General features: G+C 63.3%; 9 protein-coding genes. All 9 read left to right on the top strand.

Annotated features, from left to right (window positions below; genetic code table 11):
• Window positions 1-6: 6 nt before the first annotated feature.
• The 9 genes from ruvA to M3G14_RS00005 all read left to right on the top strand — a co-directional run bounded on the left by ruvA (window position 7) and on the right by M3G14_RS00005 (window position 12143).
• Window positions 7-606, top strand: coding sequence for a Holliday junction branch migration protein RuvA (gene ruvA / locus M3G14_RS00045; protein WP_259923746.1), 600 nt, complete (start codon window positions 7-9; stop codon window positions 604-606).
• Window positions 607-612: 6 nt separating this feature from the next.
• Window positions 613-1689: a Holliday junction branch migration DNA helicase RuvB gene (gene ruvB, locus M3G14_RS00040; protein ID WP_259923745.1), complete on the top strand. Its 1077-nt coding sequence runs from the start codon at window positions 613-615 to the stop codon at window positions 1687-1689.
• Between the two features lie 42 nt (window positions 1690-1731).
• On the top strand, window positions 1732-2046 hold the full coding sequence (gene yajC, locus M3G14_RS00035) for a preprotein translocase subunit YajC (RefSeq protein WP_259923744.1): 315 nt from the start codon (window positions 1732-1734) through the stop codon (window positions 2044-2046).
• Window positions 2047-2237: 191 nt separating this feature from the next.
• Window positions 2238-4076 (top strand): protein translocase subunit SecD, encoded by a 1839-nt coding sequence (secD, locus tag M3G14_RS00030; protein ID WP_259923743.1) that lies wholly within the window; start codon window positions 2238-2240, stop codon window positions 4074-4076.
• A gap of 3 nt (window positions 4077-4079) precedes the next feature.
• Entirely contained in the window at window positions 4080-5252 is a 1173-nt protein-coding gene (gene secF, locus M3G14_RS00025; protein WP_259923742.1) for a protein translocase subunit SecF, read from the top strand.
• Between the two features lie 39 nt (window positions 5253-5291).
• The gene (locus M3G14_RS00020; RefSeq protein WP_259923741.1) at window positions 5292-6941 is read left to right on the top strand and encodes an ABC transporter substrate-binding protein; all 1650 of its coding nucleotides are present in this window, start codon (window positions 5292-5294) and stop codon (window positions 6939-6941) included.
• Between the two features lie 49 nt (window positions 6942-6990).
• Window positions 6991-7557 carry an adenine phosphoribosyltransferase gene (locus M3G14_RS00015; protein WP_259923740.1) on the top strand — a complete coding sequence of 189 codons (567 nt, stop codon included), beginning with the start codon at window positions 6991-6993 and terminating at the stop codon, window positions 7555-7557.
• Window positions 7558-7602: 45 nt separating this feature from the next.
• The gene (locus tag M3G14_RS00010; protein WP_259923739.1) at window positions 7603-9882 is read left to right on the top strand and encodes a bifunctional (p)ppGpp synthetase/guanosine-3',5'-bis(diphosphate) 3'-pyrophosphohydrolase; all 2280 of its coding nucleotides are present in this window, start codon (window positions 7603-7605) and stop codon (window positions 9880-9882) included.
• Between the two features lie 167 nt (window positions 9883-10049).
• The gene (locus tag M3G14_RS00005; protein ID WP_259923738.1) at window positions 10050-12143 is read left to right on the top strand and encodes a bifunctional UDP-sugar hydrolase/5'-nucleotidase; all 2094 of its coding nucleotides are present in this window, start codon (window positions 10050-10052) and stop codon (window positions 12141-12143) included.
• The last annotated feature ends 53 nt before the right edge of the window (window positions 12144-12196 follow it).

The raw sequence follows: 12196 nt of genomic DNA, 5'->3' as shown, positions 1-12196 counted from the left end.
GAAGGCATGATTGATTCACTCAACGGCGAGGTCATCGCGATCGGCCTCGACCACGCGGTTATTGAGTGTGCGGGTGTGGGGTACCGCTTCCTGGCCAGCCCGCCGACGCTGGCCACGCTGACTCGCGGTGAGCAGCGCCGCGTACTGACTTCGATGGTCGTCAAAGATGACGGTGTGACGCTCTACGGTTTTTCCGACGACGAGGCCCGGGAGATGTTCCACCGCCTGCAAAGCGTCACCGGGCTCGGCCCAAAGCTCGCCCTTGCCGCGTTGTCCGTGTTTGGCGCGAGCGAGCTCGCGGGCCTGATCACTGAGCAGGATGCGAAGCGGATTCAAACAATCCCCGGGGTGGGCAAGAAGATGGCCGAGCGCATCGTGCTTGAGCTCAAGGACAAGATGGCAGGCTTTACCACGACGGCGGAGGAGGCACCGGCCCCTGCAGCGAAGTCCTCGCTGGCCACTGAGCAGGTGGTCGAAGCGCTGATCGGCCTTGGATTCCCGGAGCGCAGCGCGCGGCCCACTGTGGATCGGGTGGTTGAGGCTCATCCGGAGGCGCAAACGTCGGCCCTGTTGCGCGCCGCGCTCACCGAGCTGGGGAAGAAGTAAACGCCTATGTCGGATGTGGAAAAGACTGAATTCAGCCTCCCGGAGGGCATGTCGCGCCCGAGCAATTCGCTTATCGACGCCACCTCGCAGCCCGAGGAGCGCGATGCCGAGAAGTCGCTGCGCCCGAAGTCGATTGAGGAATTCATCGGACAGCCGAAAGTCAGGCAGCAGCTGAGCCTGGTGCTCGCCGGGGCGCGCCAACGCGAGGTCACACCCGACCACATCTTGCTGTCTGGTCCTCCCGGCCTGGGCAAGACCACGATGGCAATGATCATTGCGCAGGAATTGGGCACGTCGTTGCGGATGACCTCGGGCCCGGCGCTGGAGCGCGCCGGCGACTTGGCGGCGATGTTGTCGAATTTGATGGAGGGCGACGTCCTCTTTATTGACGAGATTCACCGCATTGCGCGCCCTGCGGAAGAAATGCTGTACATGGCGATGGAGGACTTCCGCATCGATGTGATCGTGGGCAAAGGACCGGGGGCGACCTCGATTCCTTTGGAGATCCCACCTTTTACCTTGGTCGGCGCGACCACGCGCGCAGGCATGCTCACCGGTCCTCTGCGTGACCGCTTTGGTTTTACCGCGCAAATGGAGTTTTACGAGGTCGAGGACCTCACGCGGGTGGTGAGCCGCGCAGCCACGATCCTCAACGTGGACATTGATGATGATGCGGCCGTCGAGATCGCCTCGCGTTCTCGCGGCACACCGCGTATCGCCAACCGCCTCTTGCGCAGGGTGCGCGACTGGGCCGACGTGAACGGTGACGGACACGTCGACCTCGCTGCTGCGCAGTCCGCGCTGTCCGTGTTTGACGTTGATGAGCGGGGTCTCGACCGGCTCGATCGGGCGGTGCTGGATTCGCTTATTCGCGGGCACGGCGGCGGGCCCGTCGGGGTCAACACGCTCGCCATCGCGGTAGGGGAGGAACCCTCCACGGTGGAGGAGGTCTGCGAGCCGTATCTGGTACGGGCTGGGTTGATGGCGCGTACGGGCCGCGGGCGCGTAGCCACCGCCGCGGCGTGGCAGCACCTTGGCATGACGCCGCCGCCGGAGGCCCCAGGGCAGCTGAACCTGATGTAGGGAATCGGGGCACGCTTCGAGCGCTGTGCAACAATGGTGCCCATGGATTTCCTGATGATCATTGTTGTCCTGCTCATTTTCTTGCTGCCTTCCATGCTGATGATGCGTGGACAGAAGAAGCGTCAGCGCCAGGTGCAAGAGATGCAAGCCTCGATTGTCCCTGGCGACAAGGTGGTCAACGTTGCCGGCTTCCACGCCACAGTGGTGGAGCACAACGGCGAGAACCTCCGCGTTGAGCTTGCTCCCGGCGTTGTGGTCACCATGGAGACTGCCGGTGTGATGAAGCGCCTTGACGCACCTTCCACCCAGGCAACCGCTGCGGAACCGACCTCGGCTGAAGGCGAGCCCGAGCGCTAATCGGTCTTCCTGATTTTTCAGGCGTTACGGTGGGCAAGAACGAAAATGCGCGCACCATGCCGTAACATGGATGCGTTGTGCACGCGCCGTGCCCCCTTTGGCGTCGGTTGTCGCGCAATTAGACCCCGCAGGTGGGTACCAGGCGTGCGGGGCAGAGAACCATTTTTCGGATGCATAAGGAGTCAGCTTAAGTGTCGTCACACACTCGGCGTTCCGGCGATCTGAGGTCGAAGCGAACGTGGCCAGGCAAGGCGCTGGCGTTGTTCCTCCTCATCGTCATTGGCGTATACGCATTAGTCTTTTTCACCGGCGATAAGTCAGCGACACCGAAGCTCGGCATCGATCTGCAGGGCGGCACCCGTGTGACGCTGGTGCCGCAGGGTGAGGAGCCGACTCGCGAGCAGCTGGACGACGCCCGTCGTATCCTGGAAAACCGCGTCAACGGTATGGGTGTCTCGGGCGCGACCGTCGTGGTGGACGGCAACACGATCGTGATTACCGCCGCCGGCGACGACACCTCCGAGGTTCGCAATATCGGGCAGACCTCGCAGCTGCTGTTCCGCCCGGTGATGGACCCGCCGCAGCCGGATGCTGCCGCGCTGACCACAACGCTTCTGGGCACGGCCAACGACTGGGTTAAGTACGGTGTGATGACCAAGGATGAGGCGCAGGGCGTGCTCGACCAGGCCACGCAGGCAAACCAGCCCGGGCAAGAGGGCGAGGAGCCGAAGCCGAACCCCAAGGGACCGAAGGTCGACGCCGAGCCGCTGCCGGAGCCGGAAGGCCCGGTGGAGGCAGCAGAGCGTCGGCAAGCGGCGACTGAGGTACTGCGCGAATCTCGCCAGTCGGAGGATCCGACGCAGCAGTTCGCGTCGATGATCATGCTTTCGGGAGTCTGTGGGAGCCAGGACGTCGATCCCCTGGCTGGTACGGATCAAGAGGACCGCCCGCTGGTGGCGTGCGATGCAAACTCGGGTCAGCCGCTGCTGCTCGATGCAGTGCCGCTGCTGCAAGGCGTGACTGATGAGTCGGGCCCGCGCCTGACCGGTGAGCAGATCGACACGGCGCGTCCGATTTCCGGCGGTTACAACCCGCAGTCCTCGCAGATGGAGATCAGTTTCGCCTTCAACCAGAACGGCGACGTGAACGGGTCCTCTACGTGGGCTGCGCTGACCAGCGAAATGATTGGCAAGCAGATCGCCATCACGCTTGACTCCCAGGTCATTTCTGCCCCTGTGATCCAAGGCGCAACCCCGGTGGGTTCGGCCACGGCCATCACCGGCGACTTCACCCAGGAAGAGGCCGAGGGCTTGGCGAACAACCTGCGGTACGGCGCGCTGCCGCTGTCCTTCGCCGGCGAAAACGGCGAGCCTGGTGGTACGGCATTGACCGTGCCGCCGTCACTGGGCCTGGCCTCACTGCAGGCCGGCCTGTACGCCGGCCTGGTGGGACTTGCGCTGGTCGCCCTGTTCGTCTTTGCCTACTACCGCCTCTACGGCCTGATCTCGCTCACCACGCTGGCCGTAGCGGGGATCTTGGTCTACGGCGCGCTTGTGCTGCTGGGTCGCTGGATCGGCTACTCGCTCGACCTGTCGGGCGTGGCTGGTCTGATCATCGGTATCGGTACCACGGCCGACTCCTTCGTGGTGATCTACGAGCGCATCAAGGACGAGGTGCGGAAGGGCAAAACCTTCCGTTCTGCTACGGCTTCCGGCTGGGACCGCGCGAAGGAGACGGTCGTGACCGGCAACATGGTCACGCTCATCGGCGCGGTGATTATCTACTTCCTTGCGGTGGGCGACGTGAAGGGCTTCGCGTTTACGATGGGGCTGACCACGATCTTCGACTTGCTTGTCACTTTCCTGGTCACGGCACCGCTGATGGTGCTGGCCTCGCGGAGCAAGTTCTGGGCCAAGCCCGGCGTGAACGGGATGACCAAGGCCTTCGCAACCGGGGCGACGGTGCGGGCCGAGGCCGCAGACGTCGAGAAGCAATTGCCCGCAAGCACTGTCGAAGCTGAGGAGAAGTAAATCATGACGGACACTACGCTCACAGGCACTTCTGAGCACCGCTCGGAGCGGCTCCACACTGGCTACGGCGTGATCGATTTCGTCGGCCGCCGCAAGCTTTGGTACTCCATCACCGCAGGCCTGATCGCGATTGCTGTGGTCGCGATGCTGGGCCGCGGCTTCAACCTCGGTATCGACTTCGAGGGCGGCACGAAAATGTCGATGCCTGCCGGCGAGCTCGTTGCCGAAGAGGTCGAAGAGACCTTCGTCGACGCTACCGGCGTGACCCCTGAGCTGACGCAGATCGTGGGCGCGGGTGACGCGCGCACGCTGGAAATCAACTCTGAACACCTCTCGCAGGAACAGATCGACCAGGCGCGACAGGCCATCTTCGAGCAGCACCACCCGAAGGACGCTGACGGTGAAGTCTCTGCGGATGCCATCGGCGACTCGACGGTTTCCGAGTCTTGGGGCGACACCATTACGCAGCGCATGCTGCTGGCAATGCTCGTCTTCATTCTTGCGGCTGCGGTGTACGTGGCACTGCGTCTGCAGCGTCAAATGGCCGCCGCTGCACTGCTGGCGCTAGTGGTCGACGCGATTCTGATCATGGGCTTCTACGCCCTGTTCGGGCTGGAGATCACGCCGGCAATGATTATCGGCCTGCTGACCGTGCTGACCTTCTCCCTCTACGACACAGTAATCGTGTTTGACAAGGTGAAGGAGAACACGGCCGGGATTCTGGACTCGCGCCGCTCCACGTACGCGGAGCAGGCCAACCTGGCCGTGAACCAAACGGTGATGCGCTCGATTTCTACCTCGGTGATTTCTGCCCTGCCGATCATCGCGTTGATGGTGGTCGCGGTGTGGATGCTCGGCGTCGGTACGCTGCGTGACCTGGCGGTCATTCAGCTCATTGGTGTGATCGAGGGCGTGGTTTCCTCGCTCTTCCTCGCTACCTCTCTGCTCGTGACCTTCGTGGAGCGCAAGCCGTCGATCCGCCGTCACAACGACGCGGTTGCCGCCTTCCGCAGCGGCGAGAACACCGCGCCGGAAGAGGACTCGGAGGCAGTCGAGGGCAAGCGCACCGTGGCTTCTGTCAGCCAGCAGACTGGACGGGCACCCGCCCAGAGCGCGGCACCGGAACAGCCGCGTGGGGAGTCTTCCAGCGCTGCGACGTGGAGGCCGGGGCGCTAATTGCGGGGTTCGGTTTCTGCGAGAGACGGAGAAGAGCAGATGGCTGTGCGGAATCGACGCGCATTCGCGGCAGTGCTGGCAACGGGCGCGCTCACCTTGGCCGGGTGTAGCTCCTTGGGCGATGAGGACGGCAAGCTTGACGAGGAGCACTTCGGATACCAGGTCACCGGACCGCTGTTGACCACGAATGCCGCTACGCTCGAGGGAGCGTCATCCCAGGCCCAGCGCCTGTCGGGGCGCCTGTACCCGGGCGTGTTTGTACCGGGCCCGGGCGGCGAGATGATCCCCAACGTTGACCTGGTGAAGGCGCAGGCGCTGCCGGGGGCGCAGCGGCGGGTCACCTACACGCTGTCCGACGAGGCCGTCTTCTCCGATGGCACCCCGGTCACCTGCGCGGATTACCTGCTCACCTTCAGCGCGGGCCAGCTACCTGAACTATTTGGCGCCCACCTGCCGCTTTTCGACGACACCGAGTCGATGCAGTGCAACCCCGGCGCAAAGACGTTCACCGTGGTGTTCAAAGAAGGCCGCGGCGACCGGTGGCGCGGGCTTTTCGACGCCGGCACGGTCCTTCCCGCGCACGCCGTGGCGAAGAAGGCTGGCATGAGCGAGGAGGAGCTCGTAGACGCGCTGCATTCCTTGGATCCCACCCGGATGGCACCGATCGCGAAGATCTGGCGCGAGGGCTTCGACTTCGCCGAGTTCGACCCGGAGCTGCAGGTGTCCTTCGGCCCCTACGTTATCGAAAGCTTCGGCGAGGACGGGGAGGTCAACCTCGTCGCCAACGAGCACTACTACGGCGATCAGCCGCAGGTAGACCATCTGGTGGTGTGGCCGGGCTCGACTGACAGCGGGGAGCTTTACCGCCACGATGCACTCAAGGTCGCGGAGTTGGATGATCCGCACCCCGAATGGTTTGACGTCAATGCAGAGAATAACCGGATTGATGTCACCACGGTCGCGGGCGAGCTGACTGAGTCGCTTACCTTCCCCGACGCGGGACTATGGGCTTTACCCGAGCAGCGCCGTGCCTTGTCGCGATGCGTGGATCCGCGTGCCGTGGCGCAGGTTTCCAGCGAACACGCGGGGGTAGAAGTCCCAGTCGCGCCGGTGCACGTGCTGCAGCAAGACGATCCGCTGTACGGCCGCGTCGTTGACGTGGCGTCCCCGTACCTGGACGTCGACATCGCAGCGGCCTCGGCGCTCGCCGGGACGGAGGTGCGCGTGGCCTACCCTTATCCAAACGCACGGCATGCTGCGATGGTGGAGTCGATGCGAAGGTCCTGCGAACCTGCCGGCATCACCATCGTCGACGCGACGGAATCCGGCAAGACCCTTGAAGATCTGCCGCGCGAAGTGCTTGACGAGCAAGGCGTTCCTTCGGTCACCGAGGGCAGCGTCGACGTGCTGCTGCGCCCCATAGACCCGATGAAGGAATACCCAGCCGCGGCAAACAGGGGAGCGGACGTGGGCAGCCTACGCGCGCAGGAAAAGGCGCTTTGGGAGCAGCTGCCGTCTCTTCCTCTGGCAACGCAGCCGCGCACGTACGCCGTGCACCGCGGCGTGGCCAATGTTGTGCCATATGCTGGGATGAACGGTATCAGCTGGAACATGGACCGCTGGCGTATGTTGTCTAAGGATGCAATTCCGGATGCCTCGACCGCGCCGGAGGCGGGCGAGACGAAGTGATCGCTCACCGAACGCAGGAACGTTGAACTTACGAGAAGGTTTCGTTTACATGGCTACACATCAATCCCCGTATTCTTCCGCGCAGGAAGCGTTGGCACACAAGGTCCGTCGCGTGCCGGATTTCCCCTCCGAAGGCGTCCTTTTTGAGGATCTCACGCCGGTGCTCGCCGACCCGGACGCGCTTCACGTGGTCATCCGCGAGATGGCTGAGGCGAGCCAGGATCTCGGAGCTGACCTGATCGGCGGCCTCGACGCGCGTGGTTTCCTGCTCGGTTCCGCCGTCGCGTTCGACATGGGACTCGGCATCTTGGCAATTCGCAAGCAAGGCAAGCTGCCACCGCCGGTGATTACGCAGGAATACGAGACCGAGTACAGCACCGCAGCGTTGCAGATTCCCGCAGACGGTGTCGACCTAGCGGGCAAGAAGGTCGTGCTTGTCGACGACGTGTTGGCTACTGGCGGCACGCTCGTCGCTGCCACGAATCTGATCGAGCACGCTGGCGGCGAGGTCGTGGGATACGTGGTCGTGCTTGAGGTGGACGGCCTGGGCGGCCGCGAGAAGCTCAGCGGTGCGCCACTCGTCGTGCTGGATGACGGTCACCGGGTCAACAGCTAGTATCGTTGCAATAAGTTCCCATCCGCTCTCTGATGGAGGATCGCGTTGACGCACGAGAAATCACCCAAACGATCGGGGCAGACCGTGCGCAGCGTGTCAGCACGCCTTGCACGTTCACTGACAGGTGGCGGCAAGCCAAAGATCAACCCGGTGCTGGATCCGCTGCTGTCGATTCACCGGCAGTACCATCCGAAGGCGAGCGTAGAGCTGCTCAACCGCGCCTATGAGAAGGCGGAAGGTCTGCACGAGGGGGTCATGCGTAAGTCGGGGGATCCCTACATTACGCACCCGCTGGCCGTGGCCACGATCTGTGCGGAAATTGGTATGGACACCACCACGGTGGTCGCGGCGTTGTTGCACGACACCGTAGAAGACACCGACTATTCCCTGGAGCAGCTGACGCACGATTTCGGCCCGGAAGTTGCCAGGTTGGTTGACGGGGTGACCAAGCTGGACAAGGTCGAAATGGGGCACGCCGCAGAGGCGGAAACCATCCGCAAGATGATTGTGGCGATGGCAAAGGATCCCCGCGTGCTGGTGATCAAGGTCGGGGATCGGCTGCACAACATGCGCACCATGCGCTTCCTCCCGCCGGAGAAGCAGGCGAAGAAGGCACGGGAGACGCTTGAGGTCATTGCGCCGCTGGCGCACCGGCTGGGCATGGCATCGGTGAAGTGGGAGCTGGAGGATCTCGCTTTCGCCATTTTGTACCCGAAGAAGTACGAGGAGATCGTACGACTGGTCGCCGACCGCGCCCCCTCCCGCGACCGGGCCCTGAAAGAGCTGACCAAAGAGATCGGCGCAGAGCTCAAAGCGAACGGCATTGAGGCCGAGGTGATGGGGCGGCCAAAGCACTACTGGTCGATTTACCAGAAAATGGTGGTGCGCGGCCACGAGTTCAACGAGATCTTCGATCTGGTGGGCATCCGCGTGTTGGTGGACAACGTCCACGACTGCTACGCGGCGGTCGGCGTGGTTCACGCGTTGTACTCGGCGATGCCGGGGCGTTTCAAGGACTACATCTCGAATCCGCGTTTCGGGGTGTATCAGTCGCTGCACACCACCGTGATGACGGACACCGGCCGCCCGCTCGAGGTGCAGGTGCGCACGCACGACATGCACTACAACGCCGAGTTCGGGGTGGCGGCGCACTGGCGCTACAAGGAGACCAAGGGCTCGCACAAGGGCAACCAAAACGAGGTCGACGAGATGGCGTGGATGCGCCAGCTTCTGGACTGGCAGAAGGAAGCCGCCGACCCGGACGAGTTCTTGGATTCGCTGCGCTACGACCTTACGAGCCAGCAAATCTTCGCCTTTACGCCGAAAGGCGACGTGATCAATCTGCCGGCAGGCTCCACGCCGGTAGATTTTGCCTACTCCGTCCACACTGAGGTGGGCCACCGCTGCATCGGGGCCAAGGTGAACGGAAAACTTGTCGCGCTGGAGTCCGAGCTGAAGTCCGGCGATCGGGTCGAGATTTTCACCTCGAAGGATCAAAACGCCGGGCCTTCGCGCGATTGGCAGGAGTTCGTGGTTTCTCCGCGTGCAAAGGCGAAGATCCGGCAATGGTTTGCCAAGGAGCGCCGCGAGGAGCATCTGGAGGCGGGGCGCGATGCGCTGGCTGCAGAGGTGCAGCGCGGTGGACTGCCGATGCACCGGCTGTTTACCGCGCAGTCGATGCGCCAGGTTGCGCAGCGTTTGCACTACCCGGACGTCGACGCGCTCTACACAGCGATCGGAGCGGGGCATGTCTCTGCCCAGCACGTAGGCAAGATGCTGGTCGACCTGTTCGGGGACGAGGAAGACGCGGTCGATGCGCTCACGGACCGCGCGCCCATGTCGGAGTTGGTGCGCAAGGAGTCTCGCTCCTCGGCGAGCGGGGTGCTGGTGCAGGGGAGCCCCGATGTGATGGCCAAACTCGCAAAGTGCTGCCAGCCGGTGCCGGGAGATGAGATCTTCGGCTTCGTTACCCGTGGCGGCGGAGTCTCCGTGCACCGCGCCGACTGCACCAATGCGGCCAAGCTCGGCGAGGAGCCGGAGCGGCTTATCGACGTCGCGTGGGCCGACAACACCAGCGCCGGCGGTGCCTCGCTTGCCACCCTGCAAGCCGAAGCGCTCGACCGGCACGGTCTGCTCGCTGAGCTGACCGGCGTGTTGACGGATCAGAAGCTGCCGATCCTGGCGCTCTCATCCCAGGCTTCCGATGACCAGATAGCGAACGTGCGTTTCACCATCGAGGTTTCTGACACGAAGCAACTCGGTGCCTTGATGAACCAGTTGCGCAACGTGGAAGGCGTCTTTGATATCTACCGCGTGACGTCGTAAAGCGGGCGAGGGCCCTGCCGCCGGTGAACTGGGGATGAACTTTTGGCAACCACCGTCTTGAATGCCAAGGAAAGTCTGCGCACCCTGTGAACGTTGCGCTGCGTGCTTGGTGATTTTGGGCTAGAAAACACGTAAAGATTCGTATGTCTTGAGTAGAGGAGTTTCCCGTGTTTTCTTACCGTCGCCTCGGTGCCTTGGTGGCTGCTACCACCTCCACCGCCCTCGTCGTTACCGCCGTGCCCGCGCTGGCAGCGGATGAGGAGAAGGTGCAGATCAACATTGCCAACATCACCGACTTCCACGGGCGTCTGGAAGCGAACTTGACTACCGATCGCGACACCGGCGAGGTCACTCCGCAGGCTGGCGATGAGATGGGTGCGGCGAATATCGCGGGCATCATCAACTACCTGCGCAGCGAGAATGAACATCAGCTGGTCACCTCGTCAGGTGACAATCAGGGTGGCTCCGCCTTCGTCTCGGCGATTTCTGACGACGAGTACACGATGGAGTTCCTCAACGCCATCGGAACCAGCGGTTCCGCGGTGGGCAACCACGAGTTTGACAAGGGCTATGAGGATCTGGTGGGCCGCATTGTACCGGGCACCAAGAACGTGCAGCTTGGCGCGAACATCTACAAGGCAGATGGTACGCGCGAGGTCCAGCCGTACCGCATCGTGGAGATCGACGGCGTCAAGGTGGCACTTGTCGGCACCACCTCTAACCTGACCAAGAGTAAGTCCAGCCCGGAGCACGTGAAGGGCCTCGACATCACGGACTCCTCGGAGGAAGTGAACAAGGAGGCGAAGAAGCTCAAGGAGGCAGGCGAGGCCGATGTGGTCATCGCGTTGATCCACGATCCGGTGGAAACCGGCGCGCCGAAGCTTGATCCTGAGTACGTGGACTTCATGTTCGGCGGTGACAGCCACGTCAATGTGGTTAATACTGAGGCGGACGTGCCGAATGCCCAGTCGTGGGAGTACGGCAAGGTCGTCTCTGACCTGGGCTTTACCTATAACAAGGCGACGGGCGAAATCGAAGAGCTCAAGGTCGACCAGTACGATGCCGAGTCGCTGGTCACCCTCGACATCACCCCGGATGCCGCGGTGGAAGAGCTCGTGGGTAAGGCGCAGGAAAAGGCCGGGGAACTGGGCAAGCAGGTCGTGGCGAAGGTGGAACAGACGTACCTGCGCGGCTCCAACCCCGGGGAGAAGACCGGCTCTAACCGTGGCACCGAGTCGACCGCAAACAACATGCTCGCGCAGTCCGCACTTGTCGCCCTGGACGCTGCGCTGGAGGAAAAGATTGACCTCGGCATCATGAACGCAGGTGGCGTGCGCGCCGACTTGCCCGCAGGTGAGGTGACCTACCAGCAGGCTTTCGACGTGCAGCCCTTCGGCAACGACATTTCCGTGGCAACCCTTTCCGGCAATGCAATTAAGCATGCGCTGGAAAACCAGTGGCAGACCGAAGAGGACGCCGCGAAGTCCGGCCGCCCGCGCCTGGACATGGGCCTGTCTGACAACGTGTCGTACACCTACAACCCGGAGGCTGCGCGCGGCGAGCGCATCACCTCGGTGAGTATCAACGGTGAAACGCTCGAGGAAGACAAGGACTACCGGGTGGCTGGTTCCTCCTTCCTCTTCGGCGGCGGCGATGGCTTCGTTGACCCCGCAGAGGTGCGTGACGTGCTCAACGTTGGGTACAACGATTTGGCGGCGTTCGTCGACTACCTCAAGACCGATGGGATCGGCGTGCGCGAGGGGCAGAAGGACGTCGGCGTCGTCCTTCCCGCTGAGGGGCTGAAGGCCGGGACGACGGCGACGATCAAGCTCAGCTCCCTGAACTACTCTTCCGAGGGCGAGCCGATGGCGAAGCAGGCGACCGTGAAGCTCGGCGAGGCCACCGCTACCGCAGACATCGATTCTGCGACCGGCGAAGCGGATGCTGGGTACGGCGAGCAGGGCCGCGCGGAGCTTACGCTGGACATTCCGGCAGAGTTGAGCGGCGAACAGACGCTGACGATCACCACCGACGCAGGTACCGAGGTTTCCTTGCCGGTCACGGTTGCTGCAGGCGAGGCGGAAGCCCCGACGGAGACCCCACAGCCGGGTGAGGATCAGCAGAAGGCGCAGGGGAGCTCCGCCGACGTGGGCACGATTTTCGGCGCAATCGCCGGTATTCTCGCGCTGCTCGGCCTGCTGGCTGTCGTCTTCGCTGGCCCGATTGATCAAGTGCTGGGCCCGGTTGCGAAGCTGAAGTAGCGCCGTTGCTCTAGGTGAGCCGGCGCGCACCACGACGTGCGCAGCGCCGGCCT

Origin of the sequence: Corynebacterium sp. p3-SID1056 (assembly GCF_025152525.1) — a bacterium.
GTDB lineage: Bacteria > Actinomycetota > Actinomycetes > Mycobacteriales > Mycobacteriaceae > Corynebacterium.
The sequence above is the reverse complement of the archived record's forward strand: the minus strand, read 5'-3'. Positions and strand labels throughout refer to the sequence as shown.